Raw genomic sequence first — 26520 nt, 5'->3', positions numbered from 1 at the left:
GTAATACACACAACCTAAAAAAATAAAAACAAGGAATGCATTGTTTTGCATCCCTGATCTATATCTTAGTGAAGGCGATTTTTGTTCTGGAGCTCTTTTAGTTTGGCAGGTGTTACGTCGTTGCCCTTCGGATCCATAATCGTGACACCTTTTAATGTGTTGAGCATTCCGGAACGAAAGGACTGTAAATATTCTTTGCGCAAAGTTGTTTGCTCTCTTGCCTCAGCTTCTGTTAATCCTGATTGCTTCGCTTTGTTGGCCAGTGCATTGATTCGGGCAAGTTTATCTTTTGACAGCATGGAAAAACTCCTTTACAAAAGTTCTTTAAAGAGGAAATATCATTTACTCCAGCGGCTAGCAGCTTTTAATTGTAGACTAATGGTCATAATACTAAAAACAAGAACTTTTGACAAGGCAAAAGCCTCTATGACTCTGTCGATTGACTATATTCCTGGTATCGTCTGTGGGTGGTAGCCTTCGACACTTCATAACCGAATCCCCTTAGTGTAGCTGCAATCTCAGCGAAAGTCAGCCCGTTTTTCCGCAGACGAACAATTTCCTCAATAGGTACCTCAATTCGGTCTCTGCCTGAGTTCACGCCAAGGTTTTTCAAATTCTTTTCAGGACGGTACCCTTTGCTGACGGCACGGACCATCCCTCTTTTTATTTTTATATTATGGATTTTCCGTTGATACTCCTCAACCATGCCAACTATTTTTAATACCATTGAGTCCGACTCTGACAATTGCAGTTCACCGTTGTCAGCTATGCTGTAAATTTTCACGCCTTCTTTGAAGATGCAGTGCAGGAGTGCTATTTTCGCGTTGCCTCTCCCAAGCCTCGTTTCATCCTGGATAAGAACTGCGTCAATATCGCTGTGCTTGATGATGGTGAGTAGTTGAAGGATTCCTTCCCGGTCGAGTTCATAACCACTTGCTCGTTCTTTAATAGAAGCAATAATATGATATTTGTATTTTTCAGCAAGATTGATTAACTCTTCTTCTTGCCTCAGCAAGGAAGTTTCCTGGGATTCTTTGGTCGTGCTGACCCGGCTGTAAAGAATAGCATTCATTTTTTTAATGCTCCTTATTCACCGGCATAAATTTTAATATCATCCGCCGGTGATTCACCTACGGGAATCACAATTTCATCTCCAGGATAAATTAGATCCCCGCTGATACCGTTAAGCGTTTCTACTAAACTGACAAATTGTTGTGGCGACAATGAGTGTTCATTTGAGAATTCGTTCGATAGCGTCCATAAAGTGTCGCCTTCCGCCACTTTAATTTTCATATAGTTTTCGCCTTCGTCGGGTCCGTTAATTAATAAAGCTGTAGCAAAACTAAACAAAATAAGCAGGATAGCAAAATAGTAGTTGGACCATAGTTTTCTCATCGTTTCCATTTCAAAACACTCCATTTCAGAATATATGTTCGTATTTGTTAAATTGATTATAAATCGAACGTTTGTTTCATGTCAACAAAAAAACTCGAACTTATGTTTGTATACTGTCCACATACATGCTATACTTAATTCAACAATAACCATAACGAGGTGCATAGTTATGCCAAAACTATCGAAACGCCAACAAGATATACTTTCTTTTATTAAAGAAGAAGTGAAAAAAAAGGGATATCCCCCTTCCGTACGGGAAATCGGCGAGGCAGTAGGACTTGCTTCCAGCTCAACCGTCCATGGTCATCTTGCACGGCTTGAAAGCAAAGGACTCATTCGCCGTGACCCTACAAAGCCGCGTGCAATTGAGATACTTGAGTTAGATGAAGCAGCACACATTCCGCAGATTAATGTGAGAAGTGTCCCGATTGTCGGTAAAGTAACAGCCGGTCTGCCGATTACAGCCGTTGAAAATGTTGAGGAATACTTCCCACTTCCCGAACGGCTTGCTCCGGCGGATGATCACGTATTTATGCTTGAAATCATGGGTGATAGTATGATAGAAGCAGGGATTCTTGATGGCGACTATGTGATTGTGAAGCAGCAGCAAACCGCAAATAATGGGGACATTGTCGTAGCAATGACGGAAGAAGATGAAGCGACGGTAAAACGTTTTTTTAAAGAGAAGGACTTTTTTCGCCTCCAGCCTGAAAATTCCACCATGGAACCGATCATCCTCCGCCATGTCTCGATACTTGGAAGGGTAATCGGTGTATACCGCCATATCCATTAATTTATTTGTTAAAGAAAGCAAGCCGAATGGCTTGCTTTGGCTTTTTGGTGACACTATTCTTGCCAACTAAATATATCTTAGTGCAAAAGGTTACAAAAAAGGCAGAAATGAATCTTTATATCCAGTCTCTTGCCATTTATAGTAATCATGGACCACAAAAATTAATCAGAAAATTCGATATATTTACATATATTATCAAGAAAGGAAAACAATTATAATAAATATACAGCAAGAATTAACCTAGGGTCTTTCCAAATATTCGACCGTGGGAGTGTGAAGGAAGTATGTATGAAAACATTGTCTTCGCAACGTTATTTGGTGGGCTTGCCGGGGTTATTGGACATGTTAAAAGCAAGGGCAAAATGATCATGCCACGGAAAACAAAGAAATTTATTTATTTAGGGTTTTTTGAGGACTTTCTAACGGGGGCAATGTCGGCAGCTCTTCTCGTTTTATCTTCGGGGATCAATTCAGTGTTGAACGTTCTCTTTATTTCGATTGTCGCCGGGTTAGGTGGAGAAGCGCTGATCAGAAAATTAGAATTAATACAATGGCAGGAGCAGCAAGACTCTTTGCCCGAAAAAAAACCGGACAACTGCAAAAAAGAATAATAGCCTGAACTATAATCTGTTGAGGTTTTCAACGGATTTTTTTTTGAAACCAATAATGAAAAAAAGTAGATCTTGTCATCCAGATTGCAACTCAAATTTGAGCCTTAACCTAAATTAAAGATGACTCCGCATGTTCAGAATCACCTTTCTTCAATCTTTCAAACTAAGAATTGATTTTTAGTAACCAGTTTGCTCTATACCCCCACCAGCATTCACTAAATAACTTCCGTGTTCTGATAAATCTTTAAATGATCCGTCCGGGAAGACGCCATATTCATGAAAAACGCCGTACTTGTCTTTATAGTAACCGGAAATATAGCTTACCGAATCAGCATCGTCTGAAAAATGAAAGACGATGATGAACTTAACACGATCAGTCATAAGTGCCTCTACATCAACAGCATCGCCATCCAGTGTGTATTCATATCCTTCAACCGCGCCAATGCTGAAATTCCAGAGCTTGTTTCCATTCATGGCCCCTTCTAATTCTACATAATCAACGCCAAACAAACCAATGATCCCACCCTTGCTAAGATGATAATGTGAGGAATCGATCAACTTCCTAATTTCGGTCTCAACGTATACGGTGTCCTTAACAGTTTCTGTTGAGGTATTCACAACTGCGGGCGCTTTTTCTTCATTAACATTTATATTGTTAATCGCGTCAGGCTTTGCCACGCTACTTTTATTATCATCAGTTAACTCTGAGGAATTCACTTCACCAGGTTGATTATTGACGCCATCCTGAAAAAAACGTGCAGAATAGTCTTTTTGTTGACTTTTTATTAATGAATGAGTTGAATTGGTATCTGCCATTACTCTCGTCTCGTAAGAATCTGTCCGCGTGGAACCATTTTCAGCAGAATAATGGTAAGAACCAGCTAAAAAAATCGAGGCAAAGCTAAAACTCATTACCACTAACCTTTTTTTCAAATTGATCACTCCCCTTTTCTCTCTTTACATATATAGACGAGTTTATGGTTAAAAATGCCTCATATTTTACAAAAATATTTCATTGATAACTCAAGAATTTTTAACTATAATTTTCGGTTCATGGGTATATGAATCGTTTTTCGCTAATATTTTATTACATTTTTATTACAGGTATTTCAACTTATCCGATTAATCAAAATTTCGTGTGGACATTTTGCAAACCCATGCGACTGCCCGTGGCACAAAAAGCACCCCAATAGGTGGCTGCTAACCTTCGACTACTGCAGAATCTTTCTTTCTTATTAGATATATTTTATAGCTGAGTACCCTCGTTCTAATTCTTTCCCCTTCCAAACTTTTAAGCTCATAAATATCTATATTAGAAATTAATACCTCATTCTTTTCTGTCAGAAAAATATTATATCTAAAAAACAAAAAAAGTGGATTTAGGTAAACTAAGCTGTTTTTCACATAGATAAATCCCAATAAAGAAAACAGCCCAGCGTTAACTAGCAAGCTATTTGCTTTTGTTATATCTATAGACAATATTGGAACCAGGTAGGTTACGACATAACTAAGTAAGTTATCTTCTGTTTTGCTGATCCCTTCAAACTGATGCTTTTCATTGAGATTAATCTTCATAATAATAAAAAGGGAAGAAACAGATATAGCTATCAAAACTAAGATCGAATAGCTGAAAAGAGAGGGTAAAACATGTTCGAATAGGAGTATACTTTTTATTCTTGTCCAAGATATATAATAATTGTAGTTATCAATAATTAGTAAAACATAAAGAGGAAAAAACGATGATACGTATAAACCAATTCTAAACAGTACTGAAACCATCGACAATCACCCTTACCTTGTTATACTCCTTCATCAACACCTTCTCTGTTGTTAATCAAACTCCGATAAAACGAGTCCCTCATAAGTCTGGTTATATCAAGTAATTGAGATTTGTCTTCATATACTAGCATTGTATTTTCTTCTACCAGTTCAATGTTTAAGTCAAATATATCAATAACATGAATTACGTTTTCGAAATTCTCGAAAACCTGATGAATTCTATCCTCCTCTGTTAGTAATTTTGTTAATGCCCTTGTAATTCTCCCATCGGATAGACAATCTTCTCTGAATTGATCAAAATTTCTAATTCGATTTGCTCGTCCAACTAGATCAAGGGTTTGAGTAGCTCTTTCATGATATTGGTCTTGAATTGAAAAGATTCTCTCCAGAGATATATGATTAAGTATTAACATATCTTCCCCGAAGATAACAATATCAATATTTGGGTCAAGCCCTAACAATGTATCGTCTAACTTTTCAAAATCGCCTGCAGCAAATCTGCCTATAAACCCGTTACCCTTAGCTAATTTGTTGAACTTGGTAACTCGTCTAAAAAAAAGGACATCCCCTCTATTGTCAATATGTATTTTAAGACAGTAAAACGTTAATTTACTTACTTCTTCGGGATCAATTGTTGTTCGCGTTACTAAATCCTCATTCATACTTTCGAGTATGCCATTAAAGCTAGCTACTTGATTAGGGGAGTATGTTTCTATAAACCCTTCAATTGTTCCAACAGGGCTAAAAGGACGCTGTTCAACTTCGCTAACTTTTGCTAAAGCAGATGTAACTAAATTCTTTAATTCAATTTGTAGCCGGCTTCCTATAGTTGGAGAAAATGATAAATATCTGCCGTTAGGTCTTTTCCTTGTAAAATATAATCTTATATCCAAGTCGTCGTCATTTAGTCCGCTCAATAATTCTAAAACATCAGCTACGTTCATGTTTTTCCCCCTTTCGTCTAAATATTTCGATAAAAGGGGGAAATTCCCTGCAAAAATTATTAAAATGAGCAATTGTATATATAGTGATCCCGGTTTTTTGTGTACTCATCGCCATTCTCCTCATAATAAAGAGCATTTTATCGAGCAGCTATCGACAAGCCGAGTATCTATAATTAAAAAAACCCTCAACACCAAATTAGTGTCAAGGGTTTCGTCAATCTTAATACATCGACATATACTGTTCGCGTTCCCAAGGATGAACCTGAGTGCGAAACATATCCCACTCAATCTCTTTTGCTTCGATAAAGTGTTCGAGAATATGCTCACCCAATGCAGAGGTCATGACTTCGTTTGCTTTTAACGCATCAAGAGCCTGTGCCAATGTTGCCGGCAGGTCATCAATTCCTTCAGCCATACGCTCTTCTTTGTTCATCACATAAATGTTGCGGTCAACTGGAGCTGGAGGATTCAGTTCGTTTCTGATTCCGTCGAGGCCTGCTTTTAAAAGCACTGCCATTGCCAAGTATGGATTTGCAGCCGGGTCTACGCTGCGCACCTCAACACGTGTGCTGACTCCGCGTGAAGCCGGGATACGGATCAATGGTGAACGGTTGCGTGCTGACCAAGCTACATAACATGGAGCCTCATAACCAGGCACTAAACGCTTATATGAGTTTACAGTCGGGTTTGTAACCGCCGTAAAGCTCTTTGCGTTTTTAATGATTCCGGCTATGAAATGACGCGCTGTGTCGCTTAGCTCAAGATTACCGCTTGGATCATAAAACGCGTTTTCGCCGTTTTTGAATAATGATACGTTACAGTGCATTCCTGATCCGTTAACACCAAACAAAGGTTTTGGCATGAACGTCGCATGCAGGCCGTGTTTGCGGGCAATTGTCTTTACAACGAGCTTAAACGTTTGGATATAATCACATGCTTTGATTGCATCAGCATATTTAAAATCGATTTCGTGCTGACCTGGAGCCACTTCATGGTGGGATGCTTCAATTTCGAAGCCCATTTCTTCAAGTTCAAGTACGATGTCACGGCGGCAGTTTTCGCCTAGATCTGTAGGTGCCAAATCAAAGTATCCGCCATTATCGTTAAGCTCTAACGTCGGCTCCCCGTGCTGGTCAAGCTTGAAGAGGAAAAATTCCGGTTCTGGCCCTAGATTAAAATTAGAGAAGCCTAGGTCTTCCATTTCTTTAAGGATTCTGCGCAAGTTGTTACGCGGATCTCCCTCGAATGGGGTGCCGTCAGCATTATAAATATCACAGATTAAACGGGCAACTTTACCTTTTTCAGCAGTCCAAGGGAATATGACCCAAGTATCCAAATCAGGGAATAAATACATATCAGATTCTTCAATCCGAACAAATCCTTCGATCGAAGAACCATCAAACATCATTTTATTATCCAATGCCTTATCAAGTTGGCTGATTGGAATTTCAACGTTTTTGATCGTCCCTAAAATATCTGTAAACTGGAGACGAATAAATTTAACATTTTCTTCTTTTGACATGCGTACGATGTCTTCTTTTGAATACTTAGCCATTAAAATGGTTCCTCCCTTAGTTAATGCTCTATATTTTTATTTATTATTAATGGAAAAAGCGTGACATATCCCCCTGGCGAAGCGATGAGCGGTTAAATCTGCCCGCCTGCATCAACTCACTTCTCAACAGCTTTCTAAGCTCGTCATCGGAAAGATCACGCCGCACTTTTTCCGCTTGCTGCTCCATTTCCGCCGTTAAAGTTTGCTGTTCCTTCACGGAAAACAGCTGCTTGATTCCGGCCATGTTCACACCTTGGTCAATTAAATCTTTGATTTCCAAGAGAACATCAATATCATTTAAAGAAAAGAGGCGTCTTTTCCCATCGGTTCTTGCCGGAGAAATTAATCCATGCTCTTCATAATATCGAATTTGCCTCGCGGTTAAATCGGTAAGCTGCATGACAGTTCCTATTTGAAAAAGCGGCATCGAACGACGAATTTCTCTTCCACTCAAGACGGTTCCTCCTTTTCCGTATTCCACTATACCGTCATTATATTTCATGTAAGTTTTTCTGTCAATCAAATGTTAGATTTTCTAACATATAAAATTTTTACCCATAAATAAACAGGACAACTAGCGATCTAGCTGTCCTGTTATATATTTGCCTATTATAATTGAATTAAACCTTTTCTGTTTAAATGGTCTATTGCGATACAAATGGCCATCTTCACATGGGAATAAGTTAATCCGCCCTGCACATAAGCGACATACGGCGGCCGCGTCGGGCCGTCTGCGGTAAGCTCAATGCTCGCTCCCTGGATAAAAGTGCCAGACGCCATGATTACGTCATCCTCATATCCCGGCATATAACTGGGGTATGGAGTTACATGAGAATTGATCGGTGAAGCAAATTGAATCGCCTGGCAAAAAGCGACCATTTTTTCACGATCATCAAATTGAACGGCCTGGATTAAATCAGTTCGCTCCGCGTCCCATTTCGGCGAAGAATTCATGCCGAGCGATTCCAGTAAGGCTGCTGTAAAAACAGCTCCTTTCAATGCCTGGCCTGTTGCATGCGGCGCTAAAAAGAAGCCCTGGTACATTTCCTGCAAGCTATAAAGGGAAGCGCCCGCCTCCGCACCGATTCCGGGCGAAGTCATCCGGTACGAGCAGGCATCCACCCATTCTTGTTTGCCAACAATATAGCCGCCGGTTTTGGCTAAACCGCCTCCCGGGTTTTTAATCAGTGACCCGGCGATCAAATCGGCACCGACATGGCACGGCTCCAGCTCTTCAACAAACTCCCCATAGCAGTTGTCGACAAATACGACTACATCGTTTTTTATTTCTTTGACAAAGCGGATCATTTCTTCGATTGCACGGATTGTAAACGAAGGCCTTGTCGCATATCCTTTGGAACGCTGGATTCCGATCATTTTTGTATTCGGCTTGATCGCCTTGCCAACGGCTTGAAAGTCAATTTTTCCGTCTTCAGCAAGTGGAACGCTGTTATAGCTAATGCCGAATTCTTTTAAAGAACCGTTTCCGGTTCCCCTGATTCCGACAATTTCCTCAAGAGTGTCGTAAGGCTTGCCCGTTATATAGAGAAGCTCATCACCAGGGCGCAGGACTCCAAATAGCGCAATTGAGATCGCATGCGTTCCGGAAATGATTTGCGGCCGGACGAGGCCTGCTTCGCCGCCGAACACATCCGCATATACTTTTTCGAGCGTCTCCCGCCCTGCATCATCATACCCATAACCGGTCGTTGGGATGAAGTGAGAATCACTGACACGATGTTTTTGAAAACTTTGCAGCACTGTAAACTGATTCGTATCGATCCGCTCATCGATTCTTTTATGAACGTCCGCAATTTTTTTCTCTATTTCCTTGACGAGCGGATAAAGTTTTTCCCCTGATTGTAAATGCTGAAACATGCTGCCTCTCCTAACTAATCTGAAATTCTTTTAATTGCCCTGCTATATGGTGGTCTTCAAGTGCGAACCCTTTGCATACGTAATGCTGTTTATCTTCACTAAAAGACAGCTCCCTGAGGATCGTTTCGTTTTTTAACTGCGAAAGCAGCTTCCCTTCGGTCGATGGAATATGAACATGATACGGCTCCATCAGGTCGAGGATGATTTCCTCTGCTTTCAGCTTTAACTGGTCGCGGTCCTCTTTTTCAAACGCACTGATAAAAATAGTTTGCGTTTTCGCAGTCGGCACAAAATCCGGGTGCTGCAGATCCCTCTTGTTATAGACGGTCAACTGTGGGATATCTTTAATTTTGAGTTCTTCCAGCAGTTGGTTGACCGTCTTTTCATGCTGAAAATAATCGGGATTTGACATATCGACAACATGAAGGAGCAAATCGGCTTCCTTTACTTCTTCAAGCGTCGATCGGAACGCTGCGACAAGTGTTGTCGGTAAATCCTGAATAAAGCCGACCGTGTCAGTAAGCAGCGTCATAAAACCGCTCGGTAAAATCAATTTTCTCGTCATCGGGTCGAGCGTCGCAAACAGCTGATCCTCTTCAAAAGAGTCAGCTTCTGCAAGGCGGTTAAACAGGGTTGACTTCCCGGCATTGGTATAGCCAACGAGGGCAATTTGAAACGTCTTATTCTTTTTCCTTCGTTCCCGGTAACGGTCGCGATGCTGAACGATGGTGTCCAGCTGTGATTTTATATCATCAATGCGGCGTCTGATGTGGCGTCGGTCCGATTCAAGCTTTGTTTCACCAGGCCCTCTCGTTCCAATCCCGGCCCCTAATCTGGACATCTCGATTCCTTTACCGGCAAGGCGCGGCAGCAAATATTGAAGCTGGGCAAGTTCGACCTGGAGCTTCCCTTCTTTCGATCGGGCCCTTTGTGCAAAAATATCCAGAATCAATTGCGTCCGGTCAATGACCCTCGCATCAAGCTGGGCAGACAGATTCCTGAGCTGGCTTGGCGACAGTTCATCATTGCAAATGATAATATCTGCTTCAAACTCTTTTTCCAAAGCCTTTAGTTCCTCGATCTTCCCTTTTCCTATATATGTAGAAGGATGGATTCTTTCCCGCTTCTGAACGACGGAAACAAGCACCCTGCCTTTCGCTGTTTCCGTTAATGCGGCTAACTCATCCATTGAATATTGAAAACGGAGATCGTCGTTGTCACCGGTTTGGCAGCCGAGAAGAATAACCTTTTCGAACTCTGTACGCTGTTCCATGTATATTCCCCCTCTCATGTTCTTTCTTTTAAATATCATACCAAAAATAATTTTTTAATCCTAATTTCATCTTGATTACAACCAAACAAACGGCCGGAAACTCGATCTCCGGCCGTTTTCTTTATGATTCAATTCCTAAACGCTTGGTTGTTCATCGTTAATCTTCTTCAAAAACAAGATCGTTGCTGCGGATTGTCATTAAGTCATGGCGGTCATAGCTGCTTTGCATCAGCAATCTCATCGCCTGGCATCTGATCGACTTTTCGATAATATTCCGCACGTAACGGCCATTCGAAAAACTGGCCGGATTCAGAACGGATTTCACCCAGATTAAATGTTCGCGCAGCTTCCGATCCGCTTCATGGCTTAAAGTGTATTCTCTGTCCTTCAACATTCTGCTGCCGATTTCCATCAGCTGCTCAATCGTATAATCCGGAAAGTCAACAACAAGCGGAAACCGCGAGTACAGGCCGGGATTCAATGTTAAAAAGTAATCCATTTCACGGGAATAGCCTGCCAGTATTAAAATAAATTCATGCTGTTTATCTTCCATGTGCTTGACAAGCGTATCAATCGCTTCCTTGCCAAAATCCTTTTCCCCGCCCCGGCCGAGCGAATAGGCTTCATCAATGAACAAGATGCCACCGATCGATTTCTTGATTAAATCCCGGGTTTTCTGGGCGGTGTGCCCGATATACTCCCCGACGAGATCGGCACGTTCCGCTTCGATTAAATGTCCTTTCGACAAAACATTCATTTTTAAAAACAGCTTGCCTATCAGTCTTGCAACCGTTGTTTTCCCAGTGCCGGGATTGCCCTTAAACATCATATGGAGAGCCTGCCGTTCCGCTTTCATCCCAAGCGCCTCCCGCTTCTTGTTCACATAAATCCAGGCGTATATTTCCTTTATCATTCTTTTCATTTCATCCATGCCAACCAGTCCGGCAAGCTCATCTTCAATTTCTATTAAAGCAGTATGCTCGGAAGGGATCGCTTGATGAACTTGTTGGGTGTCAGGCAGTTCTTTTGCAAGAGCTTTTCGCTTTTGATTATTCAGAACTATACTTATTTGGCCATTATTTTTCAGGCGCATAGGTTGGTCCACAGCTATCACCTCACCATCTCAAAACAGTATACGCTAAAAAAAAACAGTTGTGACAAAAGCCCAGTTATCCCGATAAAACGTCGATGTCTCGCTTGATATGCTTCCTTGGTCTTTAGGCAGATACAGACCAAGTACCTAAAAACCGACATAAATATTTACGAATCTACAATGACCGCGCCTGTGCTGTCGTTTCCTGCGCTTTCCCGAGAAATAATTTCTGACTTTTCTTAAATTTCCAAAGAAACTGACTCAGGCCGTTTCGACAAGAGACTCGTGGCTTTGGCGTATCATCTTATATGTATTCAGCTTGATTACAATTCATTAATGCAATTTTATTGGATGGCGGAATTACATGGGGTTTTCCTTATTAAAATAAAAATCAGCCCGCATAAACACGGGCTGCGCTGGTATAGTATTCAGATTTAAACTTACTGCTGCGGTGCTTCCATATCAATTTGAACATTGCGCTGTGGCGCGAATGTGGAAATAGCATGTTTATAAACGAGCTGCTGCTTACCTTCCGATTCAAACAGAACCGTAAAGTTATCAAAGCCTTTAATCTGCCCCCTTATTTGAAAACCATTTAATAAAAACACCGTTACGTGCACGCCATCTTTGCGAAGCTGGTTCAAGAACTGGTCCTGAATATTGATCGACTGTTTCATCATTGGGATCCTCCTCTTTTATCTCTATTAGTATGTATTCGATTTTATTTCAAGCTTTCCTTCAATAAAAGCTGAAATTTCCGCGATTTTTTTTGCGAGTTGGGAATTATCCAATACATCCGTCATATCAAACCATTCCACATTGAGTTTATTTCGAAACCAAGTTAGCTGCCTTTTCGCATATCGCCTGGAATTTTGCTTTAAATTCTCAACCGCTTCTTCGATCGTCACCTTACCATCAAAGAAGTCATAAAGCTCTTTATATCCGATTGCCTGTATTGACTGACAGTCGCGCAGTCCCCGTGAATAGAGGAGTTCGACCTCGTCTATCAACCCCGCTTTCACCATCTCATCAACACGCTGATTGATCCGGTCATATAAACGGACTCTTTCCATTGTTAATCCAATCAATGCGGTTTCATACAAAACTTCAGGAAGTTGGCTGCTTTGAAGGTCAGACATTGTTTTTCCGGTACAATGATAGATTTCCAGTGCCCTGATGACACGCCGCGTGTTATTCGGATGAATCCTTTCCGCACTGTCCGGGTCTAGATGATGTAATTTATCGAAAAGTGCCTCATTCCCTTCGCGTTTAGCAAATTCTTCAAGCTGTTTTCGGAATGGTTCATCAGAAGGTGCATCGGAAAATTTATAATCAAAAATGGCGGATTGAATATAAAGTCCTGTCCCTCCAACAATCATTGGAAGCTTGTTACGGGAAGAGATTTCAGCGATTTTGGCGCGGACAAGCACTTGAAACTCCGCTGCCGAAAAGGGCTCGTCAGGGTTTTTAATATCGATTAAATGATGGGGAATCCCATCCATTTCTTTTTTCGTTATTTTCGCTGTCCCGATATCCATCCCCTTATAAATCTGCATCGAATCACCGCTGATAATTTCACCATTATATTTCTTTGCAAGTTCAATGCTCAGCTTTGTTTTTCCAACTGCTGTCGGCCCGATTAGAACAATAAGCTTCTCTTTTTTCATGAATCTTTTCACACTGCCTTTTTCGGATGCTTTAAAGAGGATAACCAAAAAACGGGCCTATCCTTTTTGTCTATCGTACCACAATTATTTTCCGCAGTTGAACATCTAAGCATTATGACCATAAATGTCGCTTTCTATTCAGGGATTTTTCGGTTCTTAATTTACCAAACATGATAAATTTTTCATCTTTCATTACAGTTCGTTAACGTTTTGTTAACAATGGCGTGCCTGGGCCCAATTTCATGGTACCTTTATGTGTAGATTTATCCTATGAAAAGCTAATAAACAGAAACTGGGTGATGATTGATGCTGTCAACTTCAGAAATTGGAATTGATTTAGGAACTGCAAATATTTTGGTGTACAGCAAAAATAAAGGGATCGCTTTAAACGAACCCTCTGTTGTCGCCATTGATACAGAAACAAAAAATATTTTAGCAGTTGGAAAAGAAGCGAAAGAGATGATCGGAAAAACACCGGGTAAGATTGTCGCAATCCGGCCGTTAAAAGATGGTGTAATTGCCGATTTTGATGTGACGACTGAAATGCTTAAAAACGTTATGAGAAAAGCATCCAAGAAGATCGGTCTCACGATTCGTAAGCCGAATGTGGTTGTCTGCACACCTTCAGGCTCGACCAGCGTTGAAAGACGTGCTATTCACGATGCGGTCAGGAATGCCGGTGCAAAAAAGGTCCATTTAATCGAAGAACCGGTTGCTGCAGCAATTGGTGCGGGACTGCCTGTTGATGAGCCTGTTGCCAATGTCATCGTCGACATCGGAGGCGGAACAACAGAAGTTGCGATTATTTCATTCGGCGGTGTCGTTGCCTGCCATTCAATCCGGATTGCCGGTGATCGGCTCGATGATGATATTGTTCAATATGTACGCAAGGTATATAATGTTCTGATTGGAGAAAGGACAGCGGAAAAAATCAAAATGGAAATCGGCTACGCCATGATTGACCATGATGAGCTCACTATGGATATTCGCGGCCGCGATCTTGTGACCGGGCTGCCGAAAACAATCGCCCTATCATCCTATGAAATTCGTGATGCCCTTAAGGAATCACTCTCACATATTTTAGAAGCGATTCGCGCGACCCTCGAGGATTGCCCTGCTGAATTGAGCGGAGATATTGTCGACAGAGGCGTGATCCTCACCGGAGGCGGTGCGCTGATGAAAGGAATGCAAGATTGGCTGAGCAAAGAAATCGTCGTTCCCGTCCACCTTGCGCCCAGTCCGCTTGAATCTGTAGCGATCGGAACCGGAAAAGCTCTGCAATTCATTCATAAGCTTCAAAAAGCGGTTAGATAATCAAAATAACAGGATAAAACGCCTCATATTCATTGGAGGCGTTTTTATTTATTTCAGATCAACTGTGACTTTTCTTTACTGTTGATCTTTACTAACAAGTGTGTACCTCTGTTCGTTAACCTTTTCGAGCAATGGACTAATTTTCTCTAATGAAAAGATGTGAAGCTCGTGCATCGCACGGGTGCAGGCAGTATATAGCAGCTTCCGCTCGCTTTCTCTTTTATAGCTTGAGCTATCATACATTATGACCGCATCAAATTCAATACCCTTTGCCAAGTATGCCGGAATAACCAGTACTCCCTGATCATACCCGGACGTACCTTTTTCAATTAACCGTTTCTCAATCCCGTCCAAGCTTTGATAGGCTTGACGGCTTTCATCAACCGTTTTACAAATAACGGCAATCGTCTTATGCCCTAGTTGTAAAAGAGTTTGTATCGTGTTAGTCATCGAATGGAAAAGCTCATCAAAACTGCGAACGACAGTCAAGACCGGTTTGCGGCCATGCCTGTTAAAAGGTTCAATGTTCACAGCGTCAATGATTTCGCTTGTAAATTCGACAATCTCTTTAGTCGACCTGTAGGTTCGATTGAGAACAATCGTTTCTTGCGCATCATCACCATCGATATCAGCAGCAAGAATCGATATGGAGTCTGTCGCATTGGCATAAATCGCCTGGTTTAAATCTCCCAATAACGTCATTTTGCTATAAGGAAACTGATCCTTCAAAAAAGCGAATTGGAATGGAGAATAATCCTGGGCTTCGTCAATAAAGATATGGCGGATTGCGGTGTTGGACTTTTTACCTTCGATCTTATCTTGTAAATAGAGAAACGCGGTTGTGTCTTCGTAAGATATTTCGCGGGCCGCGTCCAATTTTTTGATTGTCATGGAACAAATGGCCGGCCATTGCTCCGGAACTTTGATGCCCCCGGGAACATCATGGCGAAACAGCCTATTGTATACGGCAAGGATATCAATAAATTTTAAGCGTTTCACTTGCGCAAACAAAGGTCTAAACCTCTTCTTGACGATCGATTGAGCGAGAAGCTGCCGCTCTCTTTCAAAATCATCAAAGCTGTCTTCCGAAAAACGTTGTTTCTTTTGCAGGTGTTTAAATGCTTCCAGATAATCTTCTTTTTCCAAGTATTGCAATTCTTCTTCTACCCATTCTTGTTCCACTTCCAGTTGCATCGCTTTCCTGAGCTCTCTTAGAAGCTTGGCTTTTAACAGTTCTACGCGGTTTGGAATCGACATTCCGCGATCGAAAGAATAGAAATATTGATAAATTTGTTCCTTGCTGATTAATGTTTGTTTGCGGAAATTTAAGTCTTTAAAAACAAGTCCTTCATTTGCCAAAGACCCGATATATTCATCAATCAGCTCCTTAAAATCAAGACTAGATTTAAAACGGATACTCTTGACCCGGTCATCATAATCAGGATCATCACAGTCGGCCAGCAAGTACTCCATTTGTGTATAAGCATCTTCACCTTGAAGATCATGGTTCATCCGGCTGTTCACATATTCCTGATAGGTGGTTTGTTCCATGTTTTCTTCACCCAGTTCTGGGAGCACGGAAGAAACATAGCTATTAAATAAAGGATTGGGAGAAAACAGCAGTATATTTTCCGGATTTAGCGTTCCTCGATGGCGATAAAGCAAATAGGCGACCCTTTGCAGTGCTGCTGAGGTCTTCCCGCTTCCGGCAACACCTTTTACAATTAATAGTTTGTTTTTTTCATTCCTGATGATTTGATTTTGTTCCTTTTGAATCGTTGCGACAATAGTTTTCATTTGTGTATCAGCATGATTGCCGAGCACCTCGATGAGAAGCTGGTCGCCGATCGTGAGCCCGGTATCAAACATGCCGGTCAGCTCTGCGGCGCGAATAATAAACTGGCGCTTTAACGTTATCTCGCCTGCAATTAATCCAGACGGCGTCTCGTACTCGGCTGGACCGGGAATGAAATCATAATAGAGGCTTGAAATGGGTGCGCGCCAATCATAAATGAGAAATTGGTCTTTGTCTTCATCGCGAAAAGAAGCAATCCCGAGATAGATCGCATCGGCTGCAGGTTCACCATCTTCACTAAAGTCGATACGCCCAAAATAAGGTGAATTCCGCAATCTTTCAAGCGTTTTTTCGGCAACACTAAATTGTCGCTCACTTCTTTCGCGTTCTGCCAAAAGCTCAACCTGTTGCTTTATACTCGTATATGTTTCAGCAATGTCATCGGCTTCATCAAAGTTGACAGTGACATCATTCCAAAACGTCTTGCGAATTTCGGAAGCATCTGCTTTAACACGGTTTGACCCTTTAGTTAATTTTTCAATTTGCCTGTTGATTTTATTAACTACATGGTTGACTCTTGCTTGTTCCTGCTGCCACTCCATATTGCGATTATTCACTCAGGTCACTTCCCGGTAAAGTTTTTTAGTCTAACCATTGACAATCATTTTTTATTATGATAATGTTATTATAGACTATTTTTATACATATTTTTTATACGCGCAAAAAAAGTTAGACCAATATTCAGATTAGCAGACACACCTGTATTTTTCAAGGGTGTTTTTTTATTTTTTACAAAATATAACCCTTCATCCAGAGAGTCGGAGAAGGGAACTTCAATGTGCATTTCTATCATGATGGGTTCTTTCTCAATCTGTTGAAATACAAAAATACCGGCAGTGGAATCACTATAAAGCCGAGACTTTTAATGATTTGATTCTTGGCATTCTCCCTGATTCGATGGCGTTCGTCAATGACTACTTGCTTATAATCCTCACGAAGTTCTTGCTCTGATAGATTAGTTTTTTGCTCCGCTCCCTTTTCATATTCCCTCATTTGTGTGTATTCCTGAAAACTCTGATAATAGTTTGGTGGAGCAATCAAGTCCGCAGAAGCCATAAAAATGGATATACCGCCGCCCAGAACCATCATTAAGGTCGCAAACGAGACGAGATTCGTATATAAATGCCTGATCACAGTCTCCTCCCCCTTCTCCTTATTTTTCACAGTATAAACGATCACAAATAAGATGATCGCGAACACCGAAAGCAAAATGCCAAGCATACTGACGACGACCAATAACCCACCCCCATGCTTTCCTGTTAATTTAAATATATGCTTATATGTGGAAAGACACCAGCTTATTTTTCCGATTTTTCTCTAGATTAGACTTAGTGTCACGAAATGTAGCATTTTACTCTATAAGAAGAGAGAAAATAACAGTGATTGCACCGCCGATGACTGCTGTTAAAACGGAAGTGACAATTGCATTCGTGAATGTCCGTCTCAGCCACTTTGTATCTTCCTTTATCTCTTCCAGGTCACTTTGAATAGATTGGATGATCTGGTCTTGAATCAGCTGTTTTTCTTGCAATCTGCGAATGTCACCTCTGATTTCATCAATATCATTTTCTATCGTGTCCTGCCAGGTTACGATATCTTCTTTTTTCACTCCCGATTGCCCCTCCCTTCTTATTCAGGATCATGTAAAATTAATAAAACCCCCATGCATTCATGGAGGAATCACTGTTGTTGTCTGGATCTACTGTGTCACTAAAACTTTAAAATAGCCTGCAACTCCTCCTGATATATTATATTGATAGTTAGAATAATTGCTTGTACGATTAACTATCGCCAAGTCTTTTATTACAAAAAAAACTAAAAAAGCGTCTCCCCGCTATACGGAAAGACGATTATTTATAGACTATCATCGCTACAATACGCGCACCTTGAATATGTACTCCATCTAAACAGGTGCCGTAATGTCACGGAATCAAAGCTTTTCATGTGGTGTTGGAATAATAACGTTAAGGCTCTGTTAAACAATAATATCGATTTTTCTGTAAAAATAAAGGACCCCATTCGAGGTCCTTTATTTGGACTACTTAATCACAACAGTTGAACAATTGATTGGGCAGAAGGTGGTAAGTGGACACAAAGCAACTTAGTCAATTTTTTCATATAATAATCGCCCGTAATCAGGCGGTTTTCTCATTTTGTAGTGATTGTATCGTTCTTGGACGTCCTTCCTCCCAAGCGATATATCCGGCTTTTCTTAAACGGACTAAATGGCCTGTCACCGTTGCCGGTGATGCAAGGTCAACCATCTTACCGATTTCCCGTATCGCTGGTGGATATCCATGGGCTTTAATATATAGATTGATCGCTCCTACTATACGCCTCTGTCTGTTCGATAACTTATGCATAAAATTGTTCCTCCCTTTGATTTGACCGCTGCAACCGCGAGTATTGAATTAAACTGAATTGTTCATAGCTATCGTTTAGAAAAAGCACAAAGCCTTGTTGTACTTATCATTTATACTGTTTCGAAGAATGTAGGGCTTGTGCTTCACTCATTATCTTCCTTTTTCCTAATCATATACGAACATGCGTTTTATTTCAAGTATTTTTAGAACATTAGTTCGTTTTTAATTTATGATAAGTAAAAAGCACCCAATTAATGGATGCTTGCAACTCTTACTGAATATGATGATTTAACATATTAGGTTGTAGTGAATGGTTAGGAGGGCAAATGGTGGGCAAGACCATTTCCTACCCTCCGAAATCTTGCTACATCACCCGCTTGAACATCTTCTCCATTTCATAGGTGGAGTAATGAATAATGATCGGGCGGCCATGCGGGCATGTAAACGGATCTGTCGTTTGCCTCAGTTTGTCAAGGAGGGCTTGCATGTCTTCATGGCGTAAATAATGGTTTGCTTTAATCGAAGCTTTGCAGCTCATCATGATCGCTGCTTCTTCCCTGAGCTTTTTAATGTCGACCTTTTTCATCGCAAGCAGCTGTTCAATCATCCCTTCAATCATCCTTGGTTCATCTCCCTTTGGAAGCCACTGCGGATGGGAACGGACAATAAAACTATTATTGCCGAACGGTTCAAGAAAAACGCCGACCTTTTCCAATTCATCTTGATATTCTTCGATTTTGATATATTCATCCGCGGAATACTCAAAGGTGAGCGGAACTAGCAATTCTTGCAGCTCGCTCGCGACGTCGCCGACTCTTTCTTTATAAAACTCGTATTTGATTCGCTCCTGGGCGGCATGCTGGTCAATGATATAGAGCCCTTTGTCATTTTGGGCAATAATATACGTCCCATGCATTTGCCCGATTGGATATAAAGGCGGAACCCGATCCGGCAGCTGCTGATCCGTTTTTTCAAAAAAGAAATCATCATCGTCTGTCGGCCGTTCAAATACTTCCTGATTCATTGCTTGGGGTTCAGCGGAAACCGCTGGATTGGTCGCTTCGACAGGCTGAAACGTATTTGCAGGTTCCTTTATTGTACTTTCGTTGCGGCTGCCTTCCATTGATCGGCGACTGTTGAACGACTGGTCACGATTTTCACGAGCTGGCAAATGGTCAAGTTCAAACGCTGTTTGCTCGGAAACAGGCCGGGCTTTTTTTTCGTGAACGAAACCAGTCGGAATCAGTGTTTTCGACTTAAATGTTTGTTTGATGCTATTTGAAATAAGTTCATTTAGTTCATGCTCTTTGCTTAGACGGACTTCCATTTTCGATGGGTGAACATTGACATCAACAAGCAACGGATCCATTTCGATATGAAGAAGTGCGATCGGAAATCTGCCGATTGGCAGGAGTGTATGATACCCTTCCTGAATCGCCTTAACGAGCTGGTAATTTTTAATAAACCGGCCGTTAATCATCGTCGAAATATAGTTGCGCGATGCCCTTGTCACTTCCGGAACTGAAATAAACCCGCTGATTGTAAAATCAAGGCTTTCAGCAGAAATCGTTGTCATGCTTTTGACAATATTCAAGCCGTATATCGCAGCGAGTACCTGGCGGACATCACCATTGCCATTTGTATGCAACAGCTTTCTGCCGTTATGGACAAACCGGATCGATACATGCGGGTTGGCAAGGGCGAGCCGGTTCAACACATCCGTAATATTGCCAAGCTCGGTATGGATCGTTTTCATATATTTTAAGCGGGCTGGTGTATTAAAAAATAGATCGGTAATTGAAATGTCGGTACCCTTTCGGCTCGCTGCTTTTTCAATGACCTCGATTTTCCCGCCTTCAATGACAATCCGTGTTCCGGCATCAGTACCGGTTGACGTTTTCATCTCCAGCCTTGCGACAGAAGCAATGCTCGGGAGGGCTTCGCCGCGAAAACCAAGCGTTCTGATGCGAAACAGGTCGGTTTCATCTTTGATTTTGCTCGTTGCATGACGCTGGAAAGCAACCGGAACATCCTCCGCGTCGATTCCATCGCCATTATCGATGACCCGGATTTTGGCGAGTCCCGCTTCTTCAGCTTCGACCTCGACCAGCGTGCTTCCCGCATCAATGGCATTTTCAACAAGTTCTTTCACGACCGAGGCCGGCCGCTCGACTACCTCGCCTGCGGCAATTTTATTTGAAAGTGCGTCATCCAGCTGAATGATTCGCCCCATTCTTTCCACCTCCCGAGTTGTTTTGTTAAGCAACGCAATTCTTTAATTTGAAAAAAGAACAGTCTATTTAAAAAATAAGATAGTATCTTTCGTTTCCTTGGGCATACTCCTGTTTATTCAGACAACTTCATTCGTTTTTCGGTTTAGCTCATTACATTGTGAATTTTCTCAAGCCTTTAATTTTTTTTGCAGCTCATATAATGTATTTAAAGCCTGGAGCGGCGTTAATTCAAGAATGTTCAAGTCTTTCAGATCGTCAATCAGCTGCTTTTCTTTACGTTTTAACGGGACTTTTTGCTCCCCATGTTCAGCGAAAAACGAGAGCTGTTCCGACGCTTCCGCTGCTGTTGCAGTTGGTTTCCCGGTTTGCTGGCCTTCACGGTTGTCTTTTCGTTCCAGTTCGACGAGTATATCGTTGGCGCGCCTGATCAGTTCGGAAGGTAGCTCGGCCAATTCGGCAACATGAATACCATAGCTTTTATCCGCAGCACCTTCTTTTATTTTATGAAGAAAAACGACTTTCCCGTTTTGCTCAACTGCACTGACATGGACATTTTTCAGGCGCGCAAGCTCAGCTTCCAGCACAGTCAGTTCATGGTAGTGGGTCGAGAACAGCGTTTTTGACCCGATCCGGTCGTGAATGTATTCGATCATCGCCTGGGCGAGTGCCATGCCATCGTAAGTGGATGTTCCGCGGCCAATTTCATCAAAAAGAATCAGGCTGTCCGGGCTCGCATGGACAATCGCATTCCGCGCTTCGAGCATTTCCACCATAAAGGTGCTCTGTCCCGAGATCAAATCATCAGCCGCCCCGATCCGCGTAAATACCTGATCAAAGATTGGCATAATCGCACTGGACGCAGGTACGTAGCAGCCGATTTGCGCCAAAATTGCTGTTAAGGCGATTTGCCGCATATAGGTGCTTTTTCCGGACATGTTTGGCCCGGTAATCAGCAGCATCTCCCGTTCCGCATTCATATCGCAATCATTCGGAACATACTCCTGGGCATTCATCACCTTTTCAACGACCGGATGCCTGCCATCTTTAATGATCATTTTCCGGTCGCTTGAAAATTCCGGTTTTACATAGTGGCGTTCTTCGCTTACAGTGGCAAAGCATTGCAGCGCATCGAGCTCGCTTACTGTTTTGGCAAGCGCCTGGAGCCGCGGAATATATTCCTTGACTTGCTCGCGAATCTCGGCGAACAGCTGGTATTCGAGCTCAACGCTTTTCTCCTCCGCTTGCAAAATTAACGTTTCTTTCTCTTTCAATTCAGGAGTGATATATCTTTCTGCGTTGGCCAGTGTTTGTTTTCGTTCGTACTGCCCTTCCTGAAGCAGGTGGAGGTTGGCTCTTGTCACTTCAATATAATAGCCAAAAATTCGATTATAGCCGATCTTTAGTGATTTTATGCCGGTTTTCTCGCGTTCCTGGCGCTCAAGCTGGGCAATCCACGTTTTACCGTTTCGGCTCGCATCGCGGTAACGATCCAGCTCCTCGTGATAGCCGTCCTGGATGATGTTCCCGTCTTTAAGCGAAAGCGGAGGATTATCAACGATTGCGCGTTCAAGCAACCCGGTAATAGCTTCGCAAGGATCAAGGCTTTCTGCAAGTTTCGCTGCTTCTTCGCCCGGAAGCTTGCCGACCAAATCCTTCAATTCGGGTACTTGTAACAGCGACCGCTTTAACTGCATTAAATCACGTGCATTGACATTGCCAAATGCGACCCTGCCGGCAAGGCGCTCCAGATCATATACTTCCTTCAGCCTTTCACGGAGCTCCTGTCTCTCAAAATAAGATTCTATGAAAATCCCGACAAGCGATTGGCGTCTCAAGATCGCTTCCTTTTCAATAAGAGGCCGGTCCACCCATTGCTTTAAAAGCCTTCCACCCATTGCTGTCATCGTTTCATCAAGCAGCCATAAAAGCGAGCCCTTCTTGCCTTTTGATCGGATTGTCTCGGTTAATTCAAGATTTCGTTTAGAAAAATAATCGATTTTCATATACTGGTGAATTTGATATGGCGCGACCGGCTGTAAATGGTCGAGGCTGCGCTTTTGTGTCCGGTATAAATAGTTCAACAGCCTGGACACTGTCACGCCTAGCATTTCATGACTTACATTTTTTAACAGATTGTGATAAGCTTCTTTACTTGCTGTATCATCTTCAAAGGAAAGAGTCAGGCTGGCACGCTCGCGCATTTTTCGCTGCAGTTCCTCATCAAAGTCGCTTGCAATGACGACTTCCCGTGCCCCGGATAGAGATAGCTCATTTAAAACCTCTTCAAAACTGCCTGACAGCAGGGTAGCCCGGCTTTCACCGGTTGTAATATCACTGCAAATAAATCCGTATGTATTGTTTTCAAAAATGCTGATCGCAGCGATATAGTTATTTTCCTTATCATTCAGTCCTTTGCCTTCCATCATCGTTCCAGGCGTAATCAGCTGGACAACTTCCCGTTTGACAACGCCTTTCGCCTGTTTTGGATCCTCTGTTTGTTCACAGATGGCAACCTTGTAGCCTTTTTCAATCAGCTGTTCAATATAAGCAGGCGCAGAATGGTATGGAACCCCGCACATTGGAATCCGGTCGTCGCCGCCGCCATCCCGGCTTGTTAATGTAATCTCAAGCTCCTGCGATGCCTTGATTGCATCGTCAAAAAACATTTCGTAAAAGTCACCCAAGCGAAAAAATAAAAAGGCATCCTGGTAATCTGCCTTTACTTGCAAGTATTGCAGTATCATCGGCGTATAAGCAGCCATAATATCCCCCAACATTCTTCTATTTCTTTCGACAATCTATTATATCACAAATAGAGGATTGACTTAAGGTGCTGCTTCACGAGGAAAAAAGAAAAACTAGGAAGCAAATTCTTCCTAGTTGCCAGTTATTCCTCTTCACTTCCTACTAAGAAGTCAGGATTCAATTCTTCAAATTCTTCATCGTCAACATCCATGCCCCAATCATCATCGTCACCTTCAACTTCATCAGGGTAAATGGCTACACATACCTTTGTTTCTCCGATTACTTCAACGAGAAACTCTCTTTCAACATGAACGATGATTTTGTTTCCGTTAGGAGAAATAACGGCTTCGACACAGTTCGGCTGCTGTAACACCCGGACGACTACATCCTCCTGTTCATCAAGACCTTCAAGGTCGCGGTACTTAGTTTTAATGACATCTGGATACGTTAACCGTTCAGTAACTACTTCTGTTTTTGTATTATCATCAAAGGAGTACCAAACGTTAATGTCATAGGAGCCGCTGACTTCCACTGTTTTACCGGCCTTGTTTGCCTCATACTTATGGTTGATAATCCAACAGCCGAGGATACTGGACGGATGGTGCGCGGGGTTGATCGTATGATTGGACTGGGTAAACTTGCGCCCTTTCGCTACGACCGCTTTTGTTATAATCTCTCTGTATTCTCCCATTGCGAGCAAACCCTCCTCATTCATTTTCACTTCATCCTATGCGGGATATTAGACTAGTGTGCTTATCTTTTTAGCAGGTCTAGGATCCCACCGGGTCCGATATAGTCCATTCTATGCGGATGGCCAGTTGCGGGTGCAAAGTTCGATGAGGAGTGTATCAAGCAATCGCAGAGATTGCAATATAAGAAGATTAAAAAGTATATTAACCAAATTTATAGCTGCAAAAGAAGAGTCGACAATTGCATAATAAAACGCCCGGGAATTGATCCCGGGCGTCAGGCTGATTAATGTTGGTGACTGCTTGTTTTCGTGTTAACCTGTGCTCCTGTTTCACCGTGGAGCAAGTCTCCCCCGGTTGACGTGATAATCTCGTCTGTAACCGAGTTGGAGATGGTGGATGCAATAATTTGCAACAGCTCATTCACTTCTACCTGTGACTGCTTGAACTCCTGGACAACTGGAATCTCATCCAGATTCTGCTCAAGCGCGGAAATTTTCTCTTCAACTTTCTTTAGTGCTTCCGGCTTTCCATAATGCTGGAGATTGACGGCCTGCTTTTGCAGCCCTTTAATGTCAGAGATCATTGAACGGACTTTTTCATTTTCATGAATTTGTGCTTCAGCACGCTTGAAAAAATCTACCTCTTCTGTTTCAGAGATCATCTTTGCCAACTCTTTTGCGCGGGCGACGATGTCGTCTTTTGTATATTTCGCCATATTAATTCACCTCAACTTGTTGTAGTTCTTCCACAATTTCTCCGTTTAACGACCATGTTTTTGCGTCCGTTATTTTTACTTTAACAATCTTGCCGATCGCCGTTTTTGGTCCTTTAAAATTAACAAGCCTGCTTTTGCTTGTATAACCGGCAAGCATATCAGGATTATTTTTACTTTCCCCTTCGACCAGCACATCGACAATCTGGTCCTGATATTTTTTCATCGCTGCTGCAGAAAGTTCGTTTACAACCGCGTTTAACCTTTGCAGCCGTTCTTTCTTCACAGCCATCGGCACATTGTCGGTCATTTTCGCAGCCGGTGTACCTTCTCTCGGTGAGTAAATAAACGTATAGGCAGTTTCATAGCCTACTTCACGATAAAGCGACAATGTTTCTTCAAACTGTTCTTCTGTTTCATTCGGGTAGCCGACAATGATGTCAGTCGTTAAAGAGACATTCGGAATAGCAGCTTTAATTTTTCTAACAAGCTCTAAATATTGCTCTCTTGTGTATTTGCGGGCCATGATTTTCAGAACATCGGTTGAACCTGATTGAACCGGCAAATGAATGTGATCCATCAAGTTGCCGCCTTTGGCGAGCACTTCAATCAAGTGATCATCAAAATCACGCGGGTGGCTTGTTGTGAAGCGGACACGCGGGATATCAATTTTGCGGATTTCATCCATTAAATCGCCAAGTCCGTACTGGATATCGTCGAAGTCTTTGCCATATGCATTAACATTTTGGCCAAGCAGCGTAATTTCCTGGTAGCCTTGAGCGGCTAAATGGCGAACCTCCTGGATGATATCATCCGGCCGGCGGCTCCGTTCTTTTCCGCGGGTATACGGAACGATACAATACGTACAAAACTTATCACAGCCATACATAATATTAACCCATGCTTTAATGTTGCCGCGGCGCACTTTCGGAAGGTTCTCAATGACGTCACCTTCTTTAGACCATACTTCGATGACCATTTCTTTGGACATGTACGCTTCGTGTAAAATATTCGGCAGACGGTGAATATTATGCGTTCCGAAGATCATGTCGATATGATGATGCTTTTCAAGAATTTTGTTTACAACAGATTCTTCCTGGGACATACATCCGCAGACGCCGATAAGCAAGTCGGGTTTTTCCCTTTTTAATGCTTTTAAATGGCCAATTTCACCAAACACTTTGTTCTCGGCATTTTCACGGATCGCACACGTATTCAGCAGAATCACATTGGCATCTTCAGCCTGGTCGGTTACTTCATAGCCCAGCCCTAAAAAGATTCCTGCCATGACCTCTGTGTCGTGCTCGTTCATTTGGCATCCGTACGTACGAATGTAAAACTTTCGGCCAGTTCCCATTCCGAGAAACTCTTCTTGAATCGAAAAATCGTTGTGGTACTTTACTTCCTCTTTACCGCGTTTTTTTGCATCCTTTAAGGATGGGGGAATATAAACAGCTTCGAAGTATTTGCTGTAGTCCTTGACGGATTTTTTGTCCGGAGAATTAACAGCTTCTACTTGCTGGCCTTCAATTCGTTGTTTCTCGTTCATGAAAAATCCCCTTTCGAGTAATCTAAACACTATATTAATTGTTAACGTACAACTAACCATTTTAAACG

Annotated in this window: 25 protein-coding genes; 3 read left to right on the top strand and 22 right to left on the bottom strand. The window is 42.2% G+C overall.

What is annotated here, in order from left to right; translation table 11 throughout:
* Positions 1 to 65 precede the first annotated feature (65 nt).
* The 3 genes from CVD23_RS07180 to yneA all read right to left on the bottom strand — a co-directional run bounded on the left by CVD23_RS07180 (position 66) and on the right by yneA (position 1404).
* The gene (locus CVD23_RS07180; protein WP_101578021.1) at positions 66 to 299 is read right to left on the bottom strand and encodes a DUF896 domain-containing protein; all 234 of its coding nucleotides are present in this window, start codon (positions 297 to 299) and stop codon (positions 66 to 68) included.
* Positions 300 to 424: 125 nt separating this feature from the next.
* Positions 425 to 1072, bottom strand: coding sequence for a YneB family resolvase-like protein (locus CVD23_RS07175; protein WP_125928929.1), 648 nt, complete (start codon positions 1070 to 1072; stop codon positions 425 to 427).
* A gap of 14 nt (positions 1073 to 1086) precedes the next feature.
* Positions 1087 to 1404: a cell division suppressor protein YneA gene (gene yneA, locus CVD23_RS07170; RefSeq protein WP_245917473.1), complete on the bottom strand. Its 318-nt coding sequence runs from the start codon at positions 1402 to 1404 to the stop codon at positions 1087 to 1089.
* A 160-nt stretch (positions 1405 to 1564) separates the two neighbouring features.
* Here yneA and lexA point away from each other — a divergent pair, with 160 nt between their 5' ends.
* Positions 1565 to 2188 carry a transcriptional repressor LexA gene (gene lexA / locus CVD23_RS07165; RefSeq protein ID WP_101578019.1) on the top strand — a complete coding sequence of 208 codons (624 nt, stop codon included), beginning with the start codon at positions 1565 to 1567 and terminating at the stop codon, positions 2186 to 2188.
* 284 nt (positions 2189 to 2472) lie between these two features.
* Complete coding sequence (locus CVD23_RS07155; RefSeq protein ID WP_101578018.1) at positions 2473 to 2799, top strand: DUF4257 domain-containing protein; 327 nt, start codon at positions 2473 to 2475, stop codon at positions 2797 to 2799.
* A 177-nt stretch (positions 2800 to 2976) separates the two neighbouring features.
* On the opposite strand, the gene CVD23_RS07150 is transcribed toward CVD23_RS07155, so the two are convergent.
* The 10 genes from CVD23_RS07150 to miaA form a co-directional block, all read right to left on the bottom strand.
* Positions 2977 to 3732 carry a hypothetical protein gene (locus CVD23_RS07150; RefSeq protein ID WP_101578017.1) on the bottom strand — a complete coding sequence of 252 codons (756 nt, stop codon included), beginning with the start codon at positions 3730 to 3732 and terminating at the stop codon, positions 2977 to 2979.
* A gap of 267 nt (positions 3733 to 3999) precedes the next feature.
* Entirely contained in the window at positions 4000 to 4578 is a 579-nt protein-coding gene (locus CVD23_RS07145; RefSeq protein WP_101665595.1) for a hypothetical protein, read from the bottom strand.
* Positions 4579 to 4598: 20 nt separating this feature from the next.
* Entirely contained in the window at positions 4599 to 5522 is a 924-nt protein-coding gene (locus CVD23_RS07140; protein ID WP_101665594.1) for a Kiwa anti-phage protein KwaB-like domain-containing protein, read from the bottom strand.
* 220 nt (positions 5523 to 5742) lie between these two features.
* Positions 5743 to 7077: a type I glutamate--ammonia ligase gene (gene glnA, locus CVD23_RS07135; RefSeq protein ID WP_101578014.1), complete on the bottom strand. Its 1335-nt coding sequence runs from the start codon at positions 7075 to 7077 to the stop codon at positions 5743 to 5745.
* A gap of 46 nt (positions 7078 to 7123) precedes the next feature.
* Entirely contained in the window at positions 7124 to 7531 is a 408-nt protein-coding gene (locus CVD23_RS07130; RefSeq protein ID WP_101578013.1) for a MerR family transcriptional regulator, read from the bottom strand.
* Positions 7532 to 7686: 155 nt separating this feature from the next.
* Entirely contained in the window at positions 7687 to 8955 is a 1269-nt protein-coding gene (locus CVD23_RS07125; protein WP_101665593.1) for a methionine gamma-lyase family protein, read from the bottom strand.
* A 10-nt stretch (positions 8956 to 8965) separates the two neighbouring features.
* Positions 8966 to 10228 (bottom strand): GTPase HflX, encoded by a 1263-nt coding sequence (gene hflX / locus CVD23_RS07120; RefSeq protein ID WP_101578011.1) that lies wholly within the window; start codon positions 10226 to 10228, stop codon positions 8966 to 8968.
* 157 nt (positions 10229 to 10385) lie between these two features.
* Positions 10386 to 11333 carry a stage V sporulation protein K gene (gene spoVK / locus CVD23_RS07115; protein WP_101578010.1) on the bottom strand — a complete coding sequence of 316 codons (948 nt, stop codon included), beginning with the start codon at positions 11331 to 11333 and terminating at the stop codon, positions 10386 to 10388.
* 428 nt (positions 11334 to 11761) lie between these two features.
* Positions 11762 to 11998, bottom strand: a complete 237-nt coding sequence (hfq, locus tag CVD23_RS07110; protein ID WP_101578045.1) for an RNA chaperone Hfq — start codon at positions 11996 to 11998, stop codon at positions 11762 to 11764.
* Positions 11999 to 12025: 27 nt separating this feature from the next.
* Positions 12026 to 12988 carry a tRNA (adenosine(37)-N6)-dimethylallyltransferase MiaA gene (gene miaA, locus CVD23_RS07105; protein WP_101665618.1) on the bottom strand — a complete coding sequence of 321 codons (963 nt, stop codon included), beginning with the start codon at positions 12986 to 12988 and terminating at the stop codon, positions 12026 to 12028.
* A gap of 306 nt (positions 12989 to 13294) precedes the next feature.
* Here miaA and mreBH point away from each other — a divergent pair, with 306 nt between their 5' ends.
* On the top strand, positions 13295 to 14302 hold the full coding sequence (mreBH, locus tag CVD23_RS07100) for a rod-share determining protein MreBH (protein ID WP_101578009.1): 1008 nt from the start codon (positions 13295 to 13297) through the stop codon (positions 14300 to 14302).
* Positions 14303 to 14377: 75 nt separating this feature from the next.
* Here the strand turns inward: mreBH and helD are convergent, their stop codons facing one another.
* The 9 genes from helD to miaB form a co-directional block, all read right to left on the bottom strand.
* A complete protein-coding gene (helD, locus tag CVD23_RS07095; protein ID WP_180955587.1) occupies positions 14378 to 16714 on the bottom strand; it encodes an RNA polymerase recycling motor HelD in 2337 nt (778 codons plus the stop codon).
* Positions 16715 to 16946: 232 nt separating this feature from the next.
* Positions 16947 to 17393 (bottom strand): hypothetical protein, encoded by a 447-nt coding sequence (locus CVD23_RS07090; RefSeq protein WP_101665592.1) that lies wholly within the window; start codon positions 17391 to 17393, stop codon positions 16947 to 16949.
* Positions 17394 to 17508: 115 nt separating this feature from the next.
* A complete protein-coding gene (locus CVD23_RS07085; protein WP_180955586.1) occupies positions 17509 to 17766 on the bottom strand; it encodes a hemolysin XhlA family protein in 258 nt (85 codons plus the stop codon).
* A 526-nt stretch (positions 17767 to 18292) separates the two neighbouring features.
* The gene (locus tag CVD23_RS07080; RefSeq protein WP_101665591.1) at positions 18293 to 18520 is read right to left on the bottom strand and encodes a transcriptional regulator; all 228 of its coding nucleotides are present in this window, start codon (positions 18518 to 18520) and stop codon (positions 18293 to 18295) included.
* 364 nt (positions 18521 to 18884) lie between these two features.
* Entirely contained in the window at positions 18885 to 20753 is a 1869-nt protein-coding gene (gene mutL / locus CVD23_RS07075) for a DNA mismatch repair endonuclease MutL (protein ID WP_101665590.1), read from the bottom strand.
* A gap of 168 nt (positions 20754 to 20921) precedes the next feature.
* Positions 20922 to 23516, bottom strand: coding sequence for a DNA mismatch repair protein MutS (gene mutS, locus CVD23_RS07070; RefSeq protein ID WP_180955585.1), 2595 nt, complete (start codon positions 23514 to 23516; stop codon positions 20922 to 20924).
* 125 nt (positions 23517 to 23641) lie between these two features.
* Positions 23642 to 24190 carry an outer spore coat protein CotE gene (locus CVD23_RS07065; RefSeq protein WP_101578041.1) on the bottom strand — a complete coding sequence of 183 codons (549 nt, stop codon included), beginning with the start codon at positions 24188 to 24190 and terminating at the stop codon, positions 23642 to 23644.
* Positions 24191 to 24474: 284 nt separating this feature from the next.
* Positions 24475 to 24906 (bottom strand): RicAFT regulatory complex protein RicA family protein, encoded by a 432-nt coding sequence (locus CVD23_RS07060; RefSeq protein WP_101579192.1) that lies wholly within the window; start codon positions 24904 to 24906, stop codon positions 24475 to 24477.
* 1 nt (position 24907) lies between these two features.
* Positions 24908 to 26452 carry a tRNA (N6-isopentenyl adenosine(37)-C2)-methylthiotransferase MiaB gene (gene miaB, locus CVD23_RS07055; protein WP_101665589.1) on the bottom strand — a complete coding sequence of 515 codons (1545 nt, stop codon included), beginning with the start codon at positions 26450 to 26452 and terminating at the stop codon, positions 24908 to 24910.
* Positions 26453 to 26520: the final 68 nt, after the last annotated feature.

The organism is Bacillus sp. V33-4 (assembly GCF_002860225.1).
Classification (GTDB): domain Bacteria; phylum Bacillota; class Bacilli; order Bacillales; family Cytobacillaceae; genus Bacillus_BJ; species Bacillus_BJ canaveralius.
This window is presented reverse-complemented; position numbering and strand designations above follow the sequence as displayed.

What these genes read in the sequence shown, in the direction of transcription:
- CVD23_RS07145 (WP_101665595.1), bottom strand. Translation starts at nt 4,578, where the DNA reads ATGGTTTCAGTACTGTTTAGAATTGGTTTATACGTATCATCGTTTTTT.
- CVD23_RS07180 (WP_101578021.1), bottom strand. Translation starts at nt 299, where the DNA reads ATGCTGTCAAAAGATAAACTTGCCCGAATCAATGCACTGGCCAACAAA.
- CVD23_RS07140 (WP_101665594.1), bottom strand. Translation starts at nt 5,522, where the DNA reads ATGAACGTAGCTGATGTTTTAGAATTATTGAGCGGACTAAATGACGAC.
- CVD23_RS07065 (WP_101578041.1), bottom strand. Translation starts at nt 24,190, where the DNA reads ATGGGAGAATACAGAGAGATTATAACAAAAGCGGTCGTAGCGAAAGGG.
- CVD23_RS07060 (WP_101579192.1), bottom strand. Translation starts at nt 24,906, where the DNA reads ATGGCGAAATATACAAAAGACGACATCGTCGCCCGCGCAAAAGAGTTG.
- lexA (WP_101578019.1), top strand. Translation starts at nt 1,565, where the DNA reads ATGCCAAAACTATCGAAACGCCAACAAGATATACTTTCTTTTATTAAA.
- mutL (WP_101665590.1), bottom strand. Translation starts at nt 20,753, where the DNA reads ATGGGGCGAATCATTCAGCTGGATGACGCACTTTCAAATAAAATTGCC.
- yneA (WP_245917473.1), bottom strand. Translation starts at nt 1,404, where the DNA reads ATGGAAACGATGAGAAAACTATGGTCCAACTACTATTTTGCTATCCTG.
- CVD23_RS07175 (WP_125928929.1), bottom strand. Translation starts at nt 1,072, where the DNA reads ATGAATGCTATTCTTTACAGCCGGGTCAGCACGACCAAAGAATCCCAG.
- hflX (WP_101578011.1), bottom strand. Translation starts at nt 10,228, where the DNA reads ATGGAACAGCGTACAGAGTTCGAAAAGGTTATTCTTCTCGGCTGCCAA.
- mutS (WP_180955585.1), bottom strand. Translation starts at nt 23,516, where the DNA reads ATGGCTGCTTATACGCCGATGATACTGCAATACTTGCAAGTAAAGGCA.
- hfq (WP_101578045.1), bottom strand. Translation starts at nt 11,998, where the DNA reads ATGAAACAGTCGATCAATATTCAGGACCAGTTCTTGAACCAGCTTCGC.
- CVD23_RS07080 (WP_101665591.1), bottom strand. Translation starts at nt 18,520, where the DNA reads ATGCATAAGTTATCGAACAGACAGAGGCGTATAGTAGGAGCGATCAAT.
- CVD23_RS07155 (WP_101578018.1), top strand. Translation starts at nt 2,473, where the DNA reads ATGTATGAAAACATTGTCTTCGCAACGTTATTTGGTGGGCTTGCCGGG.
- mreBH (WP_101578009.1), top strand. Translation starts at nt 13,295, where the DNA reads ATGCTGTCAACTTCAGAAATTGGAATTGATTTAGGAACTGCAAATATT.
- miaA (WP_101665618.1), bottom strand. Translation starts at nt 12,988, where the DNA reads ATGAAAAAAGAGAAGCTTATTGTTCTAATCGGGCCGACAGCAGTTGGA.
- glnA (WP_101578014.1), bottom strand. Translation starts at nt 7,077, where the DNA reads ATGGCTAAGTATTCAAAAGAAGACATCGTACGCATGTCAAAAGAAGAA.
- miaB (WP_101665589.1), bottom strand. Translation starts at nt 26,452, where the DNA reads ATGAACGAGAAACAACGAATTGAAGGCCAGCAAGTAGAAGCTGTTAAT.
- CVD23_RS07125 (WP_101665593.1), bottom strand. Translation starts at nt 8,955, where the DNA reads ATGTTTCAGCATTTACAATCAGGGGAAAAACTTTATCCGCTCGTCAAG.